The organism is Methylophaga sp. OBS1 (assembly GCF_026319365.1).
This window is the reverse complement of sequence record NZ_JAPDMS010000004.1, coordinates 1-21,678: the sequence shown is the minus strand read 5'-3', so window position 1 is coordinate 21,678 and position 21,678 is coordinate 1. Positions and strand designations below refer to the sequence as shown.

Here is a 21,678-nt window from a genome sequence, read left to right as displayed (position 1 = left end):
GAGTTCGGGTGGGTAGTATCTGACTTATTGTGCCAGATGCCGCTTGTGTAAAAAATGGCTTTTGATTTAACATGCCAGTCACTTGTCGGGGTGCCCGAGCGGAATTTTCCGTGGAGGCTGAGATGAAACCCGTTGAACCTGAAGAAGTTAAGACTTCCGTAGGAAACAAGCAGGATACCTGCAAACAGTCGTAATGTAGCTGTACCATGTGTCCACCTCTTGTTCGCATTCGCGCAACGATCTCATCTTCCCCGACGTTGGTTTTCAGACAGGGGGAAGTGACGTGTCCACACAAGCTACAAGCAAAGTAATCAACCTCAAAGATCGCACCGGTATTACCACCGAGCCACTTGCTGGCAGCGAAAAGTTTTATCTCAAAGGCAGCCGCGATGATCTGCTGGTGCCTTTCCGCCGTATCAACCTGACCGATACACCCAACGCAGACCCAAGCCTGCCGGGTACACCGAATGAGCCGGTCGTGGTTTACGATACTTCCGGCCTTTATACCGACCCGAATGCAAAAATTGATATCGAAGCCGGTCTGCCGCTGATCCGCCAGAAGTGGATTGAAGAGCGGGGTGACTGTGAGCAACTGAGCGAGTTCAGTTCAAAATACACCCGCGAACAGGATGCGCAGGATTTTGATATCCCGTTATTCGAGCATCGCCGTCTGCCACGTAAAGCCAAGCCGGGCAAAAATGTCTCACAGATGCACTATGCACGTCAGGGCATTATCACACCGGAAATGGAATACATTGCCATCCGTGAAAGCATGGGCCGTGAAGTTTTGGCTCAGCGTGGTGAGCTGCCGGATGACATGGAGCACTACATCACCGCCGAATTCGTGCGTAAGGAAGTCGCCGAAGGTCGTGCGATTATTCCTGCCAACATCAATCACCCTGAATCCGAGCCGATGATTATCGGTCGTAATTTCCTGGTGAAAATCAACGCCAACATCGGTAACTCAGCGACCACGTCTTCCATTGAAGAAGAAGTCGAGAAAATGGTCTGGAGTACCCGTTGGGGCGGTGACACCATCATGGATCTGTCTACCGGTAAACATATTCACCAGACCCGTGAGTGGATCATCCGTAACTCACCGGTTCCAGTTGGTACCGTACCGCTGTACCAGGCGCTGGAAAAGGTAAACGGCATCGCCGAAGACCTGACCTGGGAAGTTTATCGTGACACCCTGATTGAGCAGGCCGAGCAGGGCGTGGATTACTTTACGATTCATGCCGGTGTGCGTCTGGCGCATATCCCGCTGACCGTGAACCGGACGACCGGTATCGTGTCACGTGGTGGCTCGATCATGGCGGCCTGGTGTCTGGCACACCACGAAGAAAGCTTCCTGTACACCCACTTCGAAGATATCTGCGAAATCATGAAAGCCTACGATATCTCGTTCTCGCTGGGTGATGGTCTGCGTCCGGGTTCACAGGCTGATGCCAACGACGAAGCCCAGTTTGCCGAACTGAAAACCCTGGGTGAACTGACCAAGATTGCCTGGAAGCACGATGTACAGGTGATGATTGAAGGTCCGGGTCACGTGCCAATGCACAAGATCAAGGAAAACATGGACCTGCAACTGGAGCTGTGCCACGAAGCACCGTTCTACACGCTTGGCCCACTGGTGACTGACATTGCACCGGGTTACGACCACATCACTTCCGGTATCGGTGCGGCGATGATCGGCTGGTATGGCACGGCTATGCTTTGCTATGTCACACCGAAAGAGCATTTGGGTCTGCCTAATAAAGATGACGTGAAAACCGGCATCATTACCTACAAGATTGCTGCCCATGCTGCGGATCTGGGTAAAGGCCATCCGGGTGCACAGATTCGTGATGATGCGATTTCCAAAGCCCGTTTCGAATTCCGTTGGGAAGATCAGTTCAACATCGGTTTCGATCCGGATACTGCCCGTGCATTCCATGATGAAACGCTGCCACAACCAAAAGCCAAAGTGGCGCATTTCTGTTCCATGTGTGGACCGAAGTTCTGCTCAATGAAGATTTCTCACGATGTGAAAGAAGCGTTTGCTGAGAAGTCGCAGGAATTCAAAGAAGGCGGAAGCAAAATTTATCACGAGGTGAAAGCCTGAGGATTTGATTTGGCTTTTTAGTCTACCCCCCATCCCAGCCTTCCCCCACAAGGGGGGGAAGGGGCGAGTCAGGAGCGGCTAGTTAAGGGCTTTCCATCATTAAATGGATATACCCTGCTCCTTACGTCACCTCTCCCTTGATGGGAGAGGGCTAGGGTGAGGGTGGGAGGGGCAACCAAACCTCAATGAACAGATTGCACATATGAATCGTTATCTGATTATCGGAAGTGGCCTGATCGGACGCCTGACAGCTTGGCGTCTGCTTCAGGCCGGCCATCAGGTTGCACTCCTGTCGAAAGATGATAAGCAGGGGAGTGACAGTGCCGGTTATGTCGCGGCATCGATGGTGGCTCCTGCCACGGAGGCGATTAGCGCTGAGCCCATGGTAAAAACCGTGGGTTTACGCTCTTATGCTTTGTGGCCGCAGTGGCTGAAAGATCTTACCGAGCCGGTGTACTACCAGGATGAAGGCACGCTGGTAGTGGCTCATGCCGGGGATCAGGCTGATATGGCCAGATTCCAGCGGCGGGCATCGCATGTGCTGGATGCCTCTGACTTTCAGCTGTTGGATCGTCAGGGGCTGCAGGCGCGTGAGCCGGAACTGGCAGATAACTTTTCGCAGGCGATGTGGTTCGAGCAGGAGTCCTGTATCGATAACCGCCAGCTTTATCGGCAGTTAACGGCGCTGCTCGAAAAAGAATGCGACTGGGTGCAGACCAACGATATTGGTGAACTCAATCAGGCTGAAATTGACCGGCTCTGTCAGGAGTATCTCAACTGCAAAGCCGAGCAATTTGATGCGGTCATTGATTGCCGTGGCAACGGTGGTAAAGACAACCTGAATAATCTGCGTAGCGTGCGTGGTGAAGTCATTCGGGTACAGGCGCCGGAGGTGAACTTCAAACATGCGATTCGTTTGATGCACCCGCGTTATCCGTTTTATCTGGCGCCACGCCCTAACAATGAATATGTGCTGGGTGCGACAGTGATAGAGAGTGATGATCGTTCACCGATTACGGTGCGAAGTGGTCTGGAGTTAATGTCAGCCCTCTACAGCCTGCATAAGGGCTTTGCTGAAGCCCGCATTGTGGAGATGACCGCGCATTGTCGTCCGGGCCTGCCGGATAATATGCCGACCATCAAACGCACTGACTGGGGCTATATTGTGAACGGTTTCTATCGCCATGGTTATCTGTTTGGTCCTGCCGTGGTTGAGGACCTGACTCAGCTTCTGGCGGGGCAGCGGGAGCAGGTGCATTTCGGAGAGTTATATGACATCTAATCAACAACAGATTGAGTTCAACGGTGAAACACTGGCGATTGAGCCACCACAGACCGTCTCGGCTTTTCTTGAGAGTCAATCAGTTGCCGGGCGGTTTATTGTCGTCATCAATGATGAAGTGGTACCGAAATCAAACTGGGACCAGCATGCTATTCAGGCCGGTGACCAGATCGAAATTATGTCTCCCATCAGCGGAGGTTAGGAGCGACGATGAAAGCATCTAACTGGACAGTCTATGGTCAGGAACTGGGCAGCCGTCTATTTATCGGCACCGCCCTGTATCCTTCCCCCAAAGTCATGGTCGATGCGATTCGTGCATCACGGGCCGAGGTCATTACCGTTTCGCTACGTCGTCAGTCCGCCAATCAGGCCAACAGCGGCGAACAGTTCTGGCAGATGATTGAAGATCTGAACTGCCACCTGCTGCCTAATACCGCCGGCTGCTACAGCGTCAAAGAAGCAGTGAAAACCGCGCATATGGCACGGGAGCTGTTTGATACCGACTGGGTGAAGCTGGAAGTGATGGGCGACAGTTACAACCTGCAGCCGGATCCTTTTGCGCTGGTGGAAGCCACCAAAATTCTGATTGAAGATGGCTTTAAAGTCTTTCCCTACACCACAGACGACCTGGTGCTGTGTCAGAAACTGGCTGAACTGGGTTGTGAAGTGCTAATGCCCTGGGGCGCGCCGATTGGCACCGGACAGGGTTTGCTGAACCCTTATGCGCTGAAAACCCTGCGTGAGCGCTTGCCTGAACTCACTCTGCTGGTCGATGCCGGTATCGGCAAGCCCTCGGATGCGGTGCAGGCGATGGAACTGGGCTTTGATGGGATTCTTTTAAACACGGCCATTGCTGAAGCGTTGGAACCGGAAACCATGGCTTACGCCTTTGTCGATGCCATTAATGCGGGTCGCCTGGCTTATGAAGCCGGGATTATGCCTAAGCGGGATAATGCGAAACCGAGTACACCGACCCTTGATCAGCCGATTTGGCAGCAGGATTAGAGGAGCAGGATTGACACTCACTGGTCTCAAAACGTCATTGCGAGGAGGCACGACGAAGCAATCCAGTCTGGTGCGCATTTCAGGGCTGGGGTCTGGATCGCCACGGCCTAACGGCCTCGCGATGACGGGATTTGAGTTTAGTGCTAGTAATGGATAGTAACCAGTTTCAGGTCCGTCATTGCAAGGAGTCACGACGAAGCAATCCAGTCCAGCGCGCTTTTCAGGGCTGGGGTCTGGATCGCTACGGCCTGTTGACTCGCGATGACGGGATTTGAGTTTAGTGCTAGTACTGGATAGTAACCAGTTCCATAGCCGTCATTGCGAGGAGGCACGACGAAGCAATCCAGCCCGGTGCGCTTTTCAGGGCTGGGACTGGATCGCCACGGCCTATCGGCCTCGCAATGACAGGTTAGGAAAGGTTTGAAAGTGTGATGTGAATCCTATGCGTTGTGGATATAGCCTCGCTTAAGAATCGTCATTGCGAGGAGGTTACGACGAAGCAATCCAGTCCGGCGCGCATTTCAGGGCATGGGCCTGGGTCGCCTCGCCCTGTGACCTCGCGATGACAGGTTTGAGTTTTAACGAGTGGACTGGATAGTAACCAGTATTAGAGCCGTCCTTGCGAGGAGGTACGACGAAGCAATCCAGTCCGGTGCGCTTTTCAAGGCTGGGGCCTGGATTGCCGCGGCCTATCGGCCTCGCAATGACAAGATTTGAGTTTATTGAGCGTATTGGTTAGTAACCGGATTCATATTGACCCGTCATTGCGAGGAGGTACGACGAAGCAATCCAGTCCGGTGCGTTTTTCAGGACTGGGGCCTGGATCGCCGCGGCCTAGGGGCCTCGCGATGACAGGTTTGAGTTTTAGTGAGTGAAATGGATAGTAACCCGTTCCTTAGCCTTCATTGCGAGGAGGCACGACGAAGCAATCCAGTCCGGTGCATATTTCAGGGCTTGGGCCTGGATCGCCACGGCCTGTGGCCTCGCGATGATGGGATCTGAGTTTTAGTGAGCGTACTGGATAGGAACCCGTTCCTTAGCCGTCATTGCGAGGAGGTACGACGAAGCAATCTAGTCCAGAGCGCTTTTCAAGGCTGGGGCCTGGATCGCTTCGGCCTATGGGCCTCGCGATGACGGTCTCTAGTATTTCTAGGTAATCAGATAAGCAAGACCCATTAACAGAAACAATTAATGACTAAACAAACTAAACCTGCAGTTTTATTGATTGGTGGCCTGGACCCTCAGGGCTGTGCCGGTATTGCAGCCGATATCACCACGGTTCAGCATCATGACGGTCATGCATTGCCCTTGGTCACGGCGATGACCGAACAGACTTCAGCCGGTCTGACAGCACTGGGCGCGGTCACTCCAGACCAACTGATGGCGCAGTTCGAAAATTGCCGGGCCGATTTTGAGATTGCCGCCGTCAAAATTGGCCTGATCCCCAGTCTCCAGATAGGCCGAGCTATTAAAGCAATACTGGAAAAGCTGGGTGATATACCGGTAGTACTTGACCCGGTGTTGGCCAGCAGCAGTGGTGGTCAGTCGGTGCCCACCGATGTGCAGGCTTTTATCAGAGTAGAGCTTCTGCCAAAAATCACTTTATTGACCCCCAACCTGCCGGAGTTACATGTTTTGACCGGCACCTCAGACTCCGTAGAGCTGGGCGCTCGCGAACTTCGCAAAGCCGGACTCAACGCCTGCCTCGTGAAAGGCGGCCACCGGGACAGCGAATTTGCTACGGACTATTTCGTTTATGAAGAAGCCGAGTTTTACTGCTATCAGGACAAGCACAACAAGCAGGTCCGAGGGACCGGTTGCGTGCTGGCTTCATCAATTGCAGCACACCTAGCTGCCGGTCAGGATATGCGTGATGCGGTCATCCTGGCCAAGGCCTACGTATCTCGGGGTATTCGTCTGGCAGACACGGTTGGCCCATATCAGCTTATCGCCCATAGTCGTGAGGCCATGCAACTGGCGGACATACCCAAACTTTGTTACCAGCCGGAACTCATTGGTAAACAATTTGAATTCCCGGCCTGTCCGCCACGACTGGGTATTTATCCGGTGGTTGATAACAGTGACTGGATTAAGAAGCTGGTGGATGAGGGAATTGAGACTATTCAATTGCGCGTCAAAGACCGTGATGAAACTGAAACCCGGCAGCAAATTGAAGACGCTTTGTCACACTTGAATGGCAACCCGGTGAGCTTTTTTGTCAACGACCACTGGCAGATGGCGATTGAGTCTGGGGCCTATGGCGTGCATCTGGGGCAGGAAGACCTGCATGATGCCAACCTGCAAACCATTGCTGAGGCAGGACTGAGGCTGGGTATCTCGACGCATTCCTACTGGGAACTGGCCAGAGCTTTGGCCGTGAACCCGAGTTATATCGCGCTGGGGCCGATTTATGAAACGACCAGTAAGCAAATGCCGTTTTCACCACAGGGCATTGAACGTCTTCAGCAGTGGGTGGATATTCTCAGTGATCGCTATCCGGTGGTCGCCATTGGCGGTATCAATCATCAGCGGGCACAGGAGTTAAAACCGACCGGTGTGGGCTCGGTTGCGATGATCACAGCGATTACACTGGCCGAGGATTACCGCGCTGTGACACGTGAGTTGCTGGCACTCTGGCAGTAAGCTCAGCTGCCGTTGTTGTACTCCTCAAATTCACCCCATTTGGGTTCAAGTTCGGGTTGTGGCGCGCTTGAACCATTCCCTCGATAGTAATTCGGGATTTCATCGCTGTTGACCAGTCGATCATCATTAATCACGGCATCGGGATTGGTGTTATCGACCTGACGGGTTCTGGATTTCAAAGCCTCATTCTCTTTAGCCAGCTCTTCGATACGTTTAATCAGGGTTTGATTTTCATCCTGCATGTTGGCGAGTTGCTGTTGTAGCGCGACCAACTCAGACAGAATTTTTGAGGAAGGCTGTGTCACCGGGTTCGTGACTGCCGCAGCGCCGGTCGCTGCCATGCCCACGGCCGGATTTATTTCACTGGCCGGATTATCAGTGTTGTCTGATTCATCAGTGTCAGTCGCGGGCACTTCAGGCAGGGCAATGGTCTCTTCTTGGGTAGTGTCCTCTGATGTCTCTTCAGCGGTTTCGGCGGCCGGATCAGAGGCTGCGTCAGACTCTGTCTGCGCAGTATCTTCTGTCGTCTCTGGATCGATATCCGCTGATTTGGACAGGAAAAAATAGCTGACAATCAGGGCAACTAGCAGTAGCCCAAGCCCGGCTGCAATTTTAATCAGTAAAGAGGTCGATAAGCCTTTTTTCTTGGCTTCGGGTTCTGCTTTACCTTCTTCCAGAATGTCTTCTTCGCTTTTTTCTGCCATGGTTCTAATCTGTCCTGCCTGTGTCCGATAGGGTTATCGGACACAGGCAGAATTGCTTTATTTTAATCAACTGGGCAAACGGTTTTCGTCCAGATTGCCATTTTCATTCGTCGGTCCCTCGGTCTGGGTCGGATCAGCATCATCCTGAACCAGTGAGACCACTGTCCAGCCGGTTTCCGGTTTAGGTGAGGCAGCCGCAGTAAAGAAGCGCAGGCGACGACGCGGGTTAAAAGCAAACAGCGGCGTCACCCGACGACCATGCTGTTGCAGGTAGTCTTCAAAGCTGAAGTTTTCGGTGAGCTTGGTCTGCTTGAGCTTGGCGCCACGGGAGAGCAGGCTGGCCAGCTTGGCGTAGGTGACCTCACTGCCGAACAGCACATGGGAGTCATGGCTGATGGCTTTACGGGATTTAGCCTCACTGCGCTCCTTGGATTTTTCTTTCTCGGTAGACAGAAAGTAAACCTGATTGCTGCCGAATTCTGATTTGTAACGTAAGCCGGCCAGGGCATTGAGTTCACTCTGTGGCGTGAGTGACAGCACACCGCCAAGACCGATTAAATCCAGATGACGGTCGGCATGTTCGGAGACGGCATTACCATAATAAGTATCGAGACCGTTCATGCGGGCTTCTTTCACATTGGTCCAGCTGCCATCAGTCAGGCGGGTGCGAAAGCCATTATCATTCAGGGCCTTGGCTACCGTTCTTGCCACTGGATTCGCACCGACAATAAGAAAACCGCTGTCTTCCGGTTCAGCAACACCCAGTCGCTTGGCAATAAACTTGGCGGTAGAGCCCTGAACCAGCACCGTGCCGATAATGATGGCAAAAGCCAGAGGCACCAGCAGGTCGGCGTTTTCCATGCCGATATCCTGCAGACGCAGGGCAAACAGGGCTGTCACCGCTGCCGCTACGATACCGCGGGGGCCAATCCAGCTGATCATGGCTTTTTCCTGCCAGCTCAAATCAGAGCCGATGGTCGACAGGAAAACTTTAACCGGCCGGGCGATAAACTGGATAAACAGAAACAGCAGAACCGCGCCCATACCCAGTTGCGTGAAAGAATCGAAGTTGAGCCTGGCTGCCAGCAAAATAAACAGACCGGAAATCAGCAGGATACTGAGGTCCTCTTTAAAGTCGAGGATGTTCTCCACTGACACGTTTTTCATGTTCGCGAGCCAGATACCGAGAATGGTCACGGTCAGCAGACCGGATTCTTCCGAAATTTCATTGGAAATCGCGAAGGTGCCGAATACCAGCGCCAGGGTACTGACGTTGTGTAGATATTCCGGTAACCAGTGACGACGCAGCACAATGCCGAACAGATAACCCGCCACAGCACCGATCCCCAGACCGACGGCCAGGGTTTTGGCAAACATATAAACGGTGTGGCCGACCGAGACATGGCCCTGCAGTTGAATCGACAGCAGGACTTCAAACACCAGTACCGCCAGAATCGCGCCCAGCGGGTCAATGACGATGCCTTCCCAGCGCAGTATGTTGGAAATTTTGGTATTGGGCCGGACAGTTCGAAGCATGGGCACAATGACCGTGGGCCCGGTGACGACCATGATCGCGCCGAACAGGATCGATAAGCCCCAGGAAAAATCCAGCAGTAAATGCGTGGCAACGGCGATAAGACTCCAGGTGATGAGTACGCCGACGGTGAGGATGTTGCGGACTACACGCTGCAGCCCGCGTATGTCCTCGAATTTGAGCGTTAGGCTCCCTTCAAACAGGATTACAGCGACGGCCAGTGACACCATGGGGAACAGCAGATCACCGAACAGCGCTTCAGGATTCAGCCAGCCTGTAAGCGGACCCAGCACGATACCTGCAATCAGCAGGAAAACAATGGCGGGAAGTTTTATCCACCAGGCAAACCACTGACAGAGGATGGCAACGATTCCGATAACTGACAGCGCGACGACGGCTTCCTGATTCATTCCTTACCCTGGCTCATACGAGCGTTATTAAAACAGTCTGCAATGGTGACATTAAATGTCACCAGCGGAAAGAGGGAATCTTAGCGAAGCAGGGTAATTTCAGCACGTCGGTTACGGGCACGGCCGTCTGCGGTTTTATTGCTGGCGGCCGGTTTATGATCAACATGGGATTCGACCCGAATCAGTTCTGCCGGGATCTCATGCTCTGCCTGGAGGTATGTTTTGACGGCGTGGGCCCGGGCATCAGACAAAGGTTCATTCACCCGTTTCCGACCGTAATTGTCTGTATGGCTGCTGATGCGGATCTGGCGGATGCTGTCATCCAGTTTGACGTAACCAGCCAGTCGGTCCAGTGCTTTTTTGCTGGCAGCATCCAGCGTGGCTTTGCCGAGCGGGAAATACACGGTGAGTTTATTTACTTCCTCGAAACTGTCCGGGTGCAGGCTTTGCAGACATTGCTGAAAAGCGGGCAGTGAATCATTGAGTCTGATTGTCGACAGCATGACCCGAATGTCTCTGGAAAAGGATTGCGAGCGATATTCAATCATCGGGAAGCGACCTTCCTGCAACTGAGCAAGGGCCTCCAGGGCGACACTGCCCTCGATCTGGAAACGGCTTTGACCCGTGTCGGTCGGCAGACTGGTCAGGATGTCAACTTCATCACTGTTCTGCCAGGGCGCCGGTGCGATTTGAAAGCTCACTTCCCCGTCTTGGGCAGGCTGGGACAGCGTGTTGAAGACCAGTTTCAGAGAAGCACCATTACGGCGATAAAAGCCGCCATGACCAAATCCCGGAATCTCCTGAGTCAACGAACATTCCAGGGGGGATTCGACAACCTGCCAGCGGGTATCGGTGACGGGCGCCTGGAACTGCTCGGCAAGCAGGGGCTGAGTGAGCAAGCAGCTGAGTAAAAACAGGATTTTTTTCATCAGTATTGTATTAATGAATGCAAAGGGTAGGAGGTCAGTTGCTCACGACCATGCAGAAAAGTCAGTTCCATCACAAAGGCACAGGCGATGACTTCACCGCCCAGCTTTTCCACCAGTTCACAGCTGGCCCTGGCGGTGCCGCCAGTAGCGAGCACATCGTCGATCAGCAAAATGCGATCACCGGGGCTGATCGCATCGATATGCGCTTCCAGCGAGGCATTGCCATATTCCAGATCATAATCGACGCGCTGAACGTCGTAAGGCAGTTTGCCGGGTTTGCGAAGCGGAATAAAGCCGACGCCCAGTTCCCAGGCCGCCAGCGATCCGAAGATAAACCCCCGCGCCTCCATGCCGGCAACAGCATTTATCCTGCTTTCCCGATAGGGCGCGATTAAGGCATCAACGCAGTGTCTGAGCGTGGCCGAATCCTTGACCAGCGGTGTGATATCTTTGAACACCACTCCGGGCTTGGGAAAGTCGACGATATCGCGGATTTTGTTTTTCAAAGTTTCCATCGGGCTTGCATTGAGTCCAGTCAAAGTGGGCGTTTATTATATCGGCAGCAAGGCTTGAGTTTTTAGCCCGTGTTCATTTCAGCATTTAAAAGGAGTCGTTTTGAAAGCGCTCAGTAACCTCTTCAAAGTCATCTTAGTAGTCGCTCTGGCAGGGCTGATCAGTGCCTGTTTCAGTTGGGGCGGAGGCGAAGATGAAGACGCGACTCCCCGCTATTACGTAGTGGACGTAGACCGCGGCGTCGTTGCTCAGGAGTTTGCTCAGGACAGGGTATTATTGCTTAAGCCGGTCAGAGTGGTGCCTCATTTCCGTGACAAGACCATTGTATTCCGGGTCAATGAAAGCGAATACCAGGCACAGCCTCCCCACGAGCTTTTTACCGAGCCGGAAGAAATGTTCACCGCCCAGCTCAAACGCTGGTTGCAGAAATCCGGCATGTTCAGTCAGGTGGTCACCGATGAGTCAGTGGAAGCTGATCTTGTACTGGAATCCGCGGTGACCGGGCTTTACGGTGAAAAGCGGCCTGAATACTCCCCTCAGGCTATCCTGGAAATGCAGTTCTTTATGACAGCTGCGGATAATCAGAAAAACCTGTTCCAGACCGGACTTAGAGTGGATGTCGATATCGAGGAAACCACCCCGGGAAACGTTGTAACAGGATGGAAACAAGGGCTTGGAGAACTTCTCGCGACTTTGGAGCAGGATTTAAGCGCTTATTTTGCCAAAGTCGATGCTAGGTAGCAGTTAGAGATTAGCGTGCAGGAAATCGCCTTTGGTGGTAGGATTATCGCTTTGGTGGATAACTCCACCGGTTGCAGATAGCTGAGCTTTAACTGGACGAATAATCAATGAGTGAAATTGCCTTAGAACTGGATTCGATAGGTATCGAAGCCGAGATGAAGCAATCGTACCTCGATTATGCCATGAGCGTAATTGTCGGACGAGCGCTGCCGGATGTTCGCGACGGACTCAAGCCGGTTCACCGCCGGGTTCTCTATGCGATGCGGGAGCTGGGCAACAGCTGGAACAGCCCCTACAAAAAGTCTGCCCGTATCGTCGGTGACGTTATCGGTAAATATCACCCACATGGTGATACCGCGGTCTACGACACCATGGTGCGGATGGCTCAGCCATTTTCAATGCGCTACATGCTGGTCGACGGCCAGGGTAACTTCGGTTCGGTCGATGGCGACTCACCGGCAGCGATGCGTTACACCGAAGTGCGCATGGCGAAAATCACCCATGAAATGCTGGCCGATCTGGAAAAAGAGACGGTCGATTTCATTCCCAACTATGATGAGTCGGAATCCGAACCGGCTGTTCTGCCTACCAAGATCCCGGCCCTGCTGGTCAATGGTTCTTCCGGTATCGCCGTGGGTATGGCCACCAACATTCCGCCGCACAATCTGACTGAGGTGCTCAACGCCGCGGTAGCGATGATTGACGATCCGGGCATTGGTATTCCTGAACTGATGGAACATATTCCCGGTCCCGACTTCCCGACTTCAGCGATTATTAACGGTGCCAGAGGGATTGCCGAGGCTTATGCCACCGGCCGTGGTCGTGTGCACATTCGTGCCCGTGCTGACATCGAGACCAATGAAGCGACTGGTCAGCAAAGCATCGTGGTCAACGAGCTGCCGTACCAGGTCAATAAAGCCCGTCTGCTGGAAAAAATTGCCGAGCTGGTTAAAGACAAAAAGATTGAAGGTATTTCCGCCCTGCGTGACGAATCCGATAAGGAAGGCATGCGCATGGTTATCGTGCTCAAGCGCGGTGAAGTACCGGAAGTCATTCTCAACAACCTTTATCAACAGACCCAGATGCAGACTGTGTTCGGCATCAACATGGTCGCCATCGTTGATGGTCAGCCGCGTACGCTGAACCTGAAAGAAGTGCTGCAGGCCTTCATCCGTCACCGTCGTGAAGTGGTGACCCGCCGTTCCATTTATGATCTGCGTAAAGCCCGCGAACGTGCCCACATTTTGGAAGGGCTGGCGACCGCGCTGGCGAATATTGATGAAGTCATCGAACTGATCAAGTCTTCACCCAATCCCGCAGAAGCCAAGCAGGCGCTGGTGGCCAAGGGCTGGGCGTCTGATCTGATTCAGGAAATGCTCGGTGCTGCCGGTGCCGAAGCATCGCGTCCTGAAGATCTGGCGCCTGAACTGGGTCTGGTCGATGGTCTCTATTACTTGTCACCGGCACAGGCCCAAGCGATTCTGGATATGCGTCTGCACCGTCTGACCGGTCTGGAACAGGATAAGATCCTCGATGAATACCGTGAAGTTCTGAATCTGATTGCCGAACTGCTGGCCATCCTGAGCGATCCGGATAACTTGATGGCGGTGATTCGTGATGAACTCATCGCGGTCAAGGATGAATACGGCGACGAGCGTCGCACCGAGATCTTGGCTAATCACCTGGACCTGACGCTGGAAGACTTGATCAGTGAAGAAGAGATGGTGGTCACACTGTCTCACGCCGGTTACGCCAAAACCACGCAGCTTGATACCTATCAGGCACAGAAACGCGGTGGTAAGGGTAAAGCGGCGACCGGGATGAAAGACGAAGACTTTGTCGAGCATCTGTTTGTGGCCAACACCCACGACACCCTGCTGTGTTTCTCCAGCTTCGGTAAAGTCTACTGGAAGAAAGTCTATGAACTGCCACAGGGCGGACGCACTGCTCGTGGTAAACCGATTGTGAATCTGCTACCGCTGGAAGAGGGCGAACGCATTAATGCTGTGCTGCCTATCCGTGAATATGAAGCGGACAAATTCATCTTTATGGCCACCGCCTCCGGCACCGTGAAGAAAACCCCGCTGGTGGACTATTCCCGTCCGCGTTCCAGTGGCATCATTGCCGTTGATCTGAAAGAAGGCGATCGCCTGGTGGATGTGGCGGTGACAGATGGTCATTCCGATGTGATGCTGTTCAGCTCGGCCGGTAAGGTTATTCGCTTCCCTGAAACGGATGTCCGTTCCATGGGCCGTGTTTCACGCGGTGTCCGTGGTATGCGGATTGCCGATGATGAGCGCATCATCGCCCTGATTATTGCTCAGGAAGAGGGGGCGATTCTGACAGCAACCGAATTCGGTTACGGCAAACGTACTGATCTGGCTGAATACCGGGTGCAGGGTCGTGGCGGCCAGGGCATTATCTCAATCCAGACTTCAGCTCGTAACGGCAGTGTTGTCGGCGCGGTACAGGTTCGCGATGACGATCAAATCATGTTAATCACCAACGGTGGTACGCTGGTTCGCACGCCGGTGAAAGATGTGTCACTGGTCGGGCGAAACACCCAGGGTGTTCGTCTTATCAACCTCAGTAACGATGAAAAACTATGCGGTTTGGAACGGGTTATTGAGGACGAAGAAGACGCCGAAATGCCGGTGGGTGACGACGAAGACACAGCAACAGAAGAGTAACTTTGAGAGCGTATAACTTTAGTGCCGGCCCGGCCATGCTGCCGGATGCCGTGATGAGACAGGCCCAGCAGGAAATGCTGGATTGGCATGGCACCGGGATGTCCGTGATGGAGATGAGTCATCGCGGTCCCGAGTACACATCGATTGCCGAGAAGGCCGAGGCTGATCTGCGCGATTTGATGGCGATTCCCGATGACTATGCTGTACTGTTCTTGCAGGGAGGGGCTTCGCTGCAGTTCCCGATGATTCCGATGAATCTGCTGCGTGGCAAAACCCGGGCCGACTATTTCAACACGGGGGCCTGGTCGGGCAAAGCGATTGCGGAAGCCAAGCGTTTCTGTGAAGTGAATATCGCCACCGATTCCAGTGCCAATCGCTTCACTACGGTTGCTGATCCAAGTGAATGGCAATTATCGGATGATGCCGCTTACGTCCACTACACGCCGAATGAAACTATTCATGGCCTGGAAATCCATGATGTGCCGGACGTGGGGGATTTGCCGTTGGTCGCTGATATGTCATCGACTATCCTGTCGCGGCCGATTGATGTGACTAAATTCGGTTTGATTTACGCCGGTGCCCAGAAGAATATCGGTCCTGCCGGACTCTGCATTGTGATTGTGCGTAAGGATCTGATGGGAGAAGTACTGGCCGGAACCCCCTCGATGCTCAACTATAAAACGCATGCAGATAACGGTTCCATGTTCAACACCCCGGCCACTTACAGCTGGTACCTGGCTGGCCTCGTGTTTGACTGGCTCAAGCAGCAGGGTGGTCTGGCAGCAATGGCAGAAATTAACAAGCGTAAAGCTGACAAGCTTTACCGCATGATTGATGACAGTCCGTTTTATGCCAATCCGGTGGACCCGCGTTATCGCTCCTGGATGAATGTGCCATTCACGTTGGCTGACAGCAGTCTGGAAAAAACATTCCTGCAGCAAGCGGCTAAAGAACAGTTACTCACACTGAAAGGCCATCGCGACCTGGGTGGCATGCGCGCCAGTATCTACAACGCGATGCCGGAAGCCGGTGTTGATAAACTGATCGAATTCATGCAACAGTTTGAGCGTCAACACGGGTAAGTGCCGCCGATGAATGAGCAAGAGCAAAAGGCCCTTGAAAAGATTCGCCAGCAGATCGATGACACTGATCAGCAAATTCAACACCTGCTGAATCAGCGCACATCGATGGCGCAGGAAGTGGCGCGAATCAAAATCGAAAACGGCGAAAAAGCCGATTTTTACCGTCCTGAGCGCGAAGCCATGGTGCTCCGAAATGTCATGGCGCGTAATGAAGGCCCCTTGTCTTCGCAGGAAATGGCGCGGTTGTTCCGTGAAATCATGTCCGCCTGTCTGGCTGCAGAAAAACCGCTGCAAGTGGCTTATCTGGGGCCGGAAGGTTCCTTCACTCAGTCAGCTGCGCTTAAACATTTCGGCGGTTCTGTGGAACTACAATCAGTCAGCACCATAGCCAATGTGTTCCGTGCGGTGGAAACCGAGCACGCCTGTTACGGGGTTGTGCCAGTCGAAAATTCGACTGAAGGCGTGGTCAGCCACACGCTGGATCGTTTTATTTCCTCTTCGCTCAAGATTAACGGCGAAGTGACATTACCCATACATCATTATCTGCTGGGCCGGGCGGAATCGCTGGATGAAGTCCGTCAGGTGTTTGCCCACCCTCAGGCGCTGGCACAGTGCCGGCAGTGGCTGGGGGATCAGTTACCGCAGGCGGAACTGATTCCGCTGGACAGCAACTCCGAAGCTGCCAAGCGGGTGTCGGCAATGGATGCCAGTGCGGCTGCAATTGCCGCGAGTACCGCCGCTGCGATCTATGGCCTGAAAGTGCTGGCAAACAATATTGAAGATGAATCAGACAACACCACCCGTTTTCTGGTGATTGGCAGGCAGAATGTCGGCCCGTCAGGCGTCGATAAAACCGCTCTGCTGGTGGCGACCAAGAACAAACCGGGTGCTTTACAGTCTCTACTGAAACCCCTCGCTGAGAGTGGCATCAGTATGACGCGGATCGAGTCGCGTCCTTCCCGCAAGGGAATATGGGAATATGTGTTTTTTATTGATATCGAGGGACATATTCAGGAGCCGGCAGTAGCAGAGGCGCTGCAGCGACTGGAACAGGAGTCCTCAATGTTTAGAATTCTGGGGTCTTATCCCAAGGCAGTACTCTAATGAGCACATCTGTTAGCTACTGCGCCTGCACCTGGCAGAGTCCGGCAGTGCTCGCAATGCTCATGTACTACTGTGTACACTCCGCTTGCTGCGCGCTGGCAGACACCACCAGGCACAGGCTCGCTACACTCACAGAGGTACTCATATGAAACAGCTGGTACTGGCAAACCCCCGCGGCTTCTGCGCCGGGGTCGACCGGGCGATTGATATTGTCGAACGGGCAATCGAGCTTTTCGGTGCGCCTATCTATGTTCGTCATGAAGTGGTACACAACCGTTTTGTCGTTGATGACCTGCGCAACAAGGGCGCAGTGTTTGTTGAAGAGCTGGATGAAGTGCCGGACAACAGCACGGTCATTTTCAGTGCCCACGGCGTGTCAAAACAAGTCCAGCATGCAGGTACCCAGCGCGGTTTGAAAGTCTTCGATGCGACTTGCCCGCTGGTGACCAAAGTCCACATGGAAGTGTCCCGCTACGAGAAACAGGGCATGGAATGCATTCTGATTGGTCATGAAGGACATCCTGAAGTCGAGGGCACGATGGGCCAGTACACTTCAGAAGAGGGGGGCATGTATCTGGTGGAATCACCGGAAGATGTCGCCAAACTCCAGGTTAAAAATCCAGAACGGCTGGCGTTTGTCACCCAAACCACGCTCTCTGTTGATGACACATCGAAGGTTATTGATGCACTGCGCGAACATTTCCCGCATATCACCGGTCCCAGCAAAGATGATATCTGCTATGCCACCCAGAACCGTCAGGATGCAGTGAAAAAGCTGGCCAGAGATTGCGATCTTGTTATTGTGGTCGGTTCGGTGAACAGCTCTAATTCCAACCGATTGCGTGAGTTGTCGGAAAAACTGGGGACGCCGGCTTACCTGCTGGATAATGCTGGTGAGATCCGCGAAGAGTGGTTTAACGACAAAATGCGTATTGGGCTGACTGCCGGGGCATCAGCACCTGAGATTCTGGTCGAAGAGGTCGTTGCCAGACTCGCAGAACTGGGTATTGTCGATGTGCAGGAAGATGACGGTTTACGCGAAGACATTGAGTTTTCGTTACCGAGAGAACTTAAGATAGATGTGAGCAGTCTCAGAAAATAAAAATTAAGGCCCTACATGCCCTTTTTGCCCGTATTTCTTTGGACAGACATACTGATTTTCCTGCTACTGGCAGTAGTGGCCGCAGCTGTAATCTATATCCGTCGTCGTCCGCATCTCAGGGCGCCCTGGAAATCCGTTATTCAACGCCGTCGCGGCATGATCGCCATCATGGTACTGAGCTGTTATGTGGTCATCGGTCTGCTCGATTCTCTGCATTACCGGCCGGCACTGGAAGATGAGGGCGATGCCACAGGCACCCATTACGCCACTGAAGTTGTCAGTGTTTTTGACCGGATCGCGCAACCATTGCGCCAGCAGGTTGAAAAGACCTATTCCGCCCCCTTTGCACATCGTCTCTATGTCAAGGAGATGCAGACCACTGAGGACGGCACCCTGGTCTATGATTATCCGCGACTGAAGTACGGCGCCAGCCATCTGGATCACCCCGATAACAAACTTGACGATATTATCAATACCGTTATCCAGGCCACGCTGCTGAGTCTGCTGCTGGTTATTATCGTTTTTATCCTGCACTGCCTGTTCAACCGCAAACGACTGGGCGGTTCACTGCTTGGTCAGGCAGGACGTATTACGCGAGGCGGCTCGGATTATCCACTTCGCACCTTTTATCTGATGTTGTTTCTGCTTACCGCCACCGTTTTCAACCTGGTTGCGCTCAGTGCCGATTATCACGTCTTCGGTACCGATAAAGTGGGTCAGGATGTGCTTTACCAGGCACTGAAGAGTGTGCGAACCGGTCTCGTCATCGGTACACTGACGACCCTGGTGATGCTACCGCTGGCGATCATGCTGGGGATTGCCGCCGGTTATTTCCGTGGCTGGATTGACGACATTATTCAGTACATTTACACCACGTTGAATTCGATTCCGGGCGTTCTGTTGATTGCCGCCGCGGTGCTGATTCTTCAGGTGTATATGAACAACAATCCGGAGCAGTTCGAAACCATCGCCGAGCGCGCTGATATGCGACTGTTGTTCCTATGCATTATCCTCGGTGTCACCAGTTGGACCGGGTTGTGCCGTATTCTCAGAGCGGAAACGCTGAAACTGCGTGAGGCCGAATACGTGCTTGCCTCGCGTTCGCTGGGTGCCAGCAATTTCAGTATTCTCCACAAACATATCCTGCCCAATCTGATGCACCTGGTTCTGATTGCCGTGGTGCTCGACTTCAGCGGTTTGGTACTGGCGGAGGCGGTGCTGTCTTACGTCGGTGTCGGTGTCGATCCGTCGATGATAAGCTGGGGCAATATGATTAACAGTGCACGTCTGGAAATGGCCCGCGACCCGGTGGTCTGGTGGTCACTGACTGCAGCCTTTATTTCGATGTTTATTCTGGTGCTCGCCGCCAACCTGTTCGCTGACGTGGTTCGTGATGCCTTTGATCCCAGAATGCAGGGGGCACGATGACAGACACCCTGCTGGAAGTGAAAGGGCTGAAAACCTGGTTCGGTGACGGCGATAACCCGGCCAGAGCCGTCGATGGTATTGATTTCAGCATTCGCCGCGGTGAGACTTTCGCACTGCTGGGTGAATCCGGCTGTGGTAAGTCGATGACAGCCCTATCCCTGTTGCGACTCAACCCACATCCGGCAAGTCGTATCGTTGCCGGTGAAGTCCTGCTCACAGGGCAGAACCTGCTACCGCTCTCGGAAAGCGAAATGGAGAAGATACGCGGTCGCCGGGTTTCCATGATCTTCCAGGAGCCCCAGAGTTCACTCAACCCGGTACTGACGGTGGGGCAGCAGATCGCCGAAGTGTTGAACTGGCACTTCAATACCGATAAAGAAAGCGTCTATGCGCGTTCGATTGAGCTGCTGAAATCGGTAGGCATTCCCGATCCGCATCAGCGCATCAAAGAATATCCTCACCAGCTATCCGGCGGTATGAAACAACGGGTGATGATTGCGATTGCATTGGCCGGTGAGCCCGAGCTTTTGATTGCCGACGAGCCTACGACCGCACTGGATGTCACCATCCAGGCCCAGATCCTGGACTTGCTCAAGGATATCCAGCAGAAAACCGGCATGGCGATCATGTTGATCACCCATGATCTGGGTGTTGTGGCACAGATGGCCGATCATGTCGCGGTGATGTACGCCGGTCAGATTGTTGAATCAGCGAGCCGTCACCAGTTTTTTAATGATACCCAGCACCCCTACACTCGAAAGCTGTTTGAAGCCTTGCCCTCTGAACAGAAGCGGGAAGAGAAGCTCACTGTCATCAAAGGCAGTGTGCCACCATTGAATCAGCCGTTTAATTGCTGCCGTTTTTCCGACCGCTGTGACTTTGCCTGGCAGCATTGTCACGATATTGAGCCGCGCTGGCTTGAATCTGAAGGTCATGGCGTTCGCTGTCATTTATATGATCCTGAAGTCTCGGCGGAGCGGGTCAAGCCTGAACTCGCTGTCACTAGTTCGCGATTATCTGAGGTGGTGCCGGCGGATAAAGCGCTATTGAAGGCAGATCGGTTGAAAGTGCATTTCCCGATCAAAAAAGGCATCCTGCAGCGTGTAGTGGGTCATGTTAAAGCCGTTGATGGCATTAGCCTGGATCTCAGGCCGGCAGAAACCTTAGCTCTGGTCGGAGAGTCTGGATGTGGTAAAACCACAGTGGGTAAAGGCATCCTGCAACTGGTTCCGGTCACTGCCGGCGAGGTCAGTTTCAGAGGCAAAGAATTAACCCGCATGCATGAACGTGAACTGAAAGAAGCACGTTCGGCGATGCAGATCATTTTTCAGGATCCCTTCTCATCGATGAACCCACGGATGACGATCACCCAGGTTATCGAAGAGGGCATGCTGACCTCGTCGATCAAAGACCCAGCAGAGCGGGAAAAAAAAGTCGATGAATTGCTGGAACGGGTGGGGCTGAGACCTGATATCAAGTACCGTTACCCGCATGAGTTTTCCGGTGGCCAACGCCAGCGGATCTGCATCGCCAGAGCACTGGCGGCAGAGCCGGAAGTGATTATCTGTGATGAACCGACCAGTGCTCTGGATGTCTCGGTACAGGCGCAGATTCTGAACCTGCTGCGTGATATTCAGCATGAATTCGGCTTGTCTTATCTGTTTATCACTCATAACATCGCCGTGGTCGATTATCTGGCTCACCGCGTGGCAGTGATGTATCTGGGGCGTGTGGTGGAAGAAGGTTTGCGCGACGAAGTCTTAAATTCGCCCAAGCATCCCTACACCCAGGCATTGTTATCAGCGGTACCTAAAATCGACAGCAAAAGTCAGCGCGAAAGCGTTAAACTGGAAGGAGAATTACCGTCTCCGGCGAACCCGCCTAAAGGCTGTCACTTCCATCAGCGCTGCCCGCATGTAATGCCGATTTGCCGGGAAACCTATCCGGATTTAAGTCAGCTTAGTCGCAGTCACACCGTTAAATGCTATTTATATGAGGATAATTATGGATCAACAGACTCAAATTGAACTCGAAGCAGCCGCTTTCCGCCGTCTGCTGGAACATCTGCAGGCCAACACGGATGTTCAGAATATCGATTTGATGAATCTGGCGGGTTTTTGCCGTAACTGTTTATCCAAGTGGTATCTCGCCGCGGCTGAAGACAAAGGGATCGAAATGGATTACGACCAGGCGCGGGAGTATGTTTACGGCATGCCCTACAGTGAGTGGAAGGACAAATATCAGACTGGGCCTAAGCAGTAATCCGCTGATTGATTTATCAACCACAGAGGCACAGAGAACACAGAGTCAATAATAGCTATCCGCAGATTCCACCGATTTCCACAGATTAAATTAAACGATGGCAACTGCAGGATGTTTCAACTCGAGTGATTCCAGTCAGGACAAT

Annotated in this window: 17 protein-coding genes and 1 riboswitch; of the genes, 13 read left to right on the top strand and 4 right to left on the bottom strand. The window is 53.1% G+C overall.

The window, feature by feature from the left end:
- Window positions 1-76 precede the first annotated feature (76 nt).
- A riboswitch (TPP riboswitch) is annotated at window positions 77-182 on the top strand.
- Between the two features lie 101 nt (window positions 183-283).
- From thiC to thiE, 5 genes are all read left to right on the top strand, one after another.
- Window positions 284-2,104: a phosphomethylpyrimidine synthase ThiC gene (gene thiC / locus OMQ46_RS11510; protein WP_416234842.1), complete on the top strand. Its 1,821-nt coding sequence runs from the start codon at window positions 284-286 to the stop codon at window positions 2,102-2,104.
- A 202-nt stretch (window positions 2,105-2,306) separates the two neighbouring features.
- Complete coding sequence (locus OMQ46_RS11505; RefSeq protein WP_266237078.1) at window positions 2,307-3,386, top strand: FAD-dependent oxidoreductase; 1,080 nt, start codon at window positions 2,307-2,309, stop codon at window positions 3,384-3,386.
- Window positions 3,376-3,588 (top strand): sulfur carrier protein ThiS, encoded by a 213-nt coding sequence (thiS, locus tag OMQ46_RS11500; RefSeq protein ID WP_266237077.1) that lies wholly within the window; start codon window positions 3,376-3,378, stop codon window positions 3,586-3,588. The genes OMQ46_RS11505 and thiS overlap by 11 nt, the downstream gene beginning before the upstream one ends.
- Before the next feature lie 8 nt (window positions 3,589-3,596).
- Window positions 3,597-4,391, top strand: a complete 795-nt coding sequence (locus tag OMQ46_RS11495) for a thiazole synthase (RefSeq protein WP_266237076.1) — start codon at window positions 3,597-3,599, stop codon at window positions 4,389-4,391.
- 1,191 nt (window positions 4,392-5,582) lie between these two features.
- Window positions 5,583-7,034 carry a thiamine phosphate synthase gene (thiE, locus tag OMQ46_RS11490; protein ID WP_266237075.1) on the top strand — a complete coding sequence of 484 codons (1,452 nt, stop codon included), beginning with the start codon at window positions 5,583-5,585 and terminating at the stop codon, window positions 7,032-7,034.
- A 2-nt stretch (window positions 7,035-7,036) separates the two neighbouring features.
- On the opposite strand, the gene OMQ46_RS11485 is transcribed toward thiE, so the two are convergent.
- From OMQ46_RS11485 to OMQ46_RS11470, 4 genes are all read right to left on the bottom strand, one after another.
- On the bottom strand, window positions 7,037-7,738 hold the full coding sequence (locus OMQ46_RS11485; protein WP_266237073.1) for a hypothetical protein: 702 nt from the start codon (window positions 7,736-7,738) through the stop codon (window positions 7,037-7,039).
- Between the two features lie 66 nt (window positions 7,739-7,804).
- Window positions 7,805-9,682, bottom strand: coding sequence for a cation:proton antiporter (locus tag OMQ46_RS11480; protein ID WP_266237072.1), 1,878 nt, complete (start codon window positions 9,680-9,682; stop codon window positions 7,805-7,807).
- Between the two features lie 80 nt (window positions 9,683-9,762).
- A complete protein-coding gene (locus OMQ46_RS11475) occupies window positions 9,763-10,611 on the bottom strand; it encodes a flagellar protein MotY (protein WP_266237070.1) in 849 nt (282 codons plus the stop codon).
- Complete coding sequence (locus OMQ46_RS11470; protein WP_266237069.1) at window positions 10,611-11,126, bottom strand: adenine phosphoribosyltransferase; 516 nt, start codon at window positions 11,124-11,126, stop codon at window positions 10,611-10,613. Before OMQ46_RS11470 ends, OMQ46_RS11475 begins: the two co-directional genes overlap by 1 nt.
- Window positions 11,127-11,226: 100 nt before the next feature.
- Between OMQ46_RS11470 and OMQ46_RS11465 the strand changes: the two genes are divergently transcribed.
- The 8 genes from OMQ46_RS11465 (at window position 11,227) to OMQ46_RS11430 (ending at window position 21,533) form a co-directional block, all read left to right on the top strand.
- A complete protein-coding gene (locus tag OMQ46_RS11465) occupies window positions 11,227-11,865 on the top strand; it encodes an ABC-type transport auxiliary lipoprotein family protein (protein ID WP_266237068.1) in 639 nt (212 codons plus the stop codon).
- 107 nt (window positions 11,866-11,972) lie between these two features.
- Complete coding sequence (gene gyrA, locus OMQ46_RS11460) at window positions 11,973-14,555, top strand: DNA gyrase subunit A (protein WP_266237067.1); 2,583 nt, start codon at window positions 11,973-11,975, stop codon at window positions 14,553-14,555.
- A 35-nt stretch (window positions 14,556-14,590) separates the two neighbouring features.
- The gene (gene serC / locus OMQ46_RS11455) at window positions 14,591-15,637 is read left to right on the top strand and encodes a 3-phosphoserine/phosphohydroxythreonine transaminase (protein ID WP_416234845.1); all 1,047 of its coding nucleotides are present in this window, start codon (window positions 14,591-14,593) and stop codon (window positions 15,635-15,637) included.
- A 9-nt stretch (window positions 15,638-15,646) separates the two neighbouring features.
- Window positions 15,647-16,741: a prephenate dehydratase gene (pheA, locus tag OMQ46_RS11450; RefSeq protein ID WP_266237064.1), complete on the top strand. Its 1,095-nt coding sequence runs from the start codon at window positions 15,647-15,649 to the stop codon at window positions 16,739-16,741.
- 145 nt (window positions 16,742-16,886) lie between these two features.
- On the top strand, window positions 16,887-17,843 hold the full coding sequence (gene ispH, locus OMQ46_RS11445) for a 4-hydroxy-3-methylbut-2-enyl diphosphate reductase (RefSeq protein ID WP_266237063.1): 957 nt from the start codon (window positions 16,887-16,889) through the stop codon (window positions 17,841-17,843).
- A gap of 15 nt (window positions 17,844-17,858) precedes the next feature.
- Window positions 17,859-19,271 (top strand): ABC transporter permease, encoded by a 1,413-nt coding sequence (locus tag OMQ46_RS11440; protein WP_266237061.1) that lies wholly within the window; start codon window positions 17,859-17,861, stop codon window positions 19,269-19,271.
- Complete coding sequence (locus OMQ46_RS11435) at window positions 19,268-21,298, top strand: ABC transporter ATP-binding protein (RefSeq protein WP_266237059.1); 2,031 nt, start codon at window positions 19,268-19,270, stop codon at window positions 21,296-21,298. Before OMQ46_RS11440 ends, OMQ46_RS11435 begins: the two co-directional genes overlap by 4 nt.
- Complete coding sequence (locus OMQ46_RS11430; protein ID WP_266237058.1) at window positions 21,276-21,533, top strand: DUF1244 domain-containing protein; 258 nt, start codon at window positions 21,276-21,278, stop codon at window positions 21,531-21,533. Before OMQ46_RS11435 ends, OMQ46_RS11430 begins: the two co-directional genes overlap by 23 nt.
- Window positions 21,534-21,678: the final 145 nt, after the last annotated feature.

Bases quoted from the DNA above. Each gene is read 5' to 3' on its own strand.
- OMQ46_RS11505 (WP_266237078.1), top strand. From the start codon at position 2,307: ATGAATCGTTATCTGATTATCGGAAGTGGCCTGATCGGACGCCTGACA.
- thiS (WP_266237077.1), top strand. From the start codon at position 3,376: ATGACATCTAATCAACAACAGATTGAGTTCAACGGTGAAACACTGGCG.
- OMQ46_RS11495 (WP_266237076.1), top strand. From the start codon at position 3,597: ATGAAAGCATCTAACTGGACAGTCTATGGTCAGGAACTGGGCAGCCGT.
- thiE (WP_266237075.1), top strand. From the start codon at position 5,583: ATGACTAAACAAACTAAACCTGCAGTTTTATTGATTGGTGGCCTGGAC.
- OMQ46_RS11485 (WP_266237073.1), bottom strand. From the start codon at position 7,738: ATGGCAGAAAAAAGCGAAGAAGACATTCTGGAAGAAGGTAAAGCAGAA.
- OMQ46_RS11480 (WP_266237072.1), bottom strand. From the start codon at position 9,682: ATGAATCAGGAAGCCGTCGTCGCGCTGTCAGTTATCGGAATCGTTGCC.
- OMQ46_RS11475 (WP_266237070.1), bottom strand. From the start codon at position 10,611: ATGAAAAAAATCCTGTTTTTACTCAGCTGCTTGCTCACTCAGCCCCTG.
- OMQ46_RS11470 (WP_266237069.1), bottom strand. From the start codon at position 11,126: ATGGAAACTTTGAAAAACAAAATCCGCGATATCGTCGACTTTCCCAAG.
- gyrA (WP_266237067.1), top strand. From the start codon at position 11,973: ATGAGTGAAATTGCCTTAGAACTGGATTCGATAGGTATCGAAGCCGAG.
- serC (WP_416234845.1), top strand. From the start codon at position 14,591: ATGCTGCCGGATGCCGTGATGAGACAGGCCCAGCAGGAAATGCTGGAT.
- pheA (WP_266237064.1), top strand. From the start codon at position 15,647: ATGAATGAGCAAGAGCAAAAGGCCCTTGAAAAGATTCGCCAGCAGATC.
- ispH (WP_266237063.1), top strand. From the start codon at position 16,887: ATGAAACAGCTGGTACTGGCAAACCCCCGCGGCTTCTGCGCCGGGGTC.
- OMQ46_RS11440 (WP_266237061.1), top strand. From the start codon at position 17,859: ATGCCCTTTTTGCCCGTATTTCTTTGGACAGACATACTGATTTTCCTG.
- OMQ46_RS11435 (WP_266237059.1), top strand. From the start codon at position 19,268: ATGACAGACACCCTGCTGGAAGTGAAAGGGCTGAAAACCTGGTTCGGT.
- OMQ46_RS11430 (WP_266237058.1), top strand. From the start codon at position 21,276: ATGGATCAACAGACTCAAATTGAACTCGAAGCAGCCGCTTTCCGCCGT.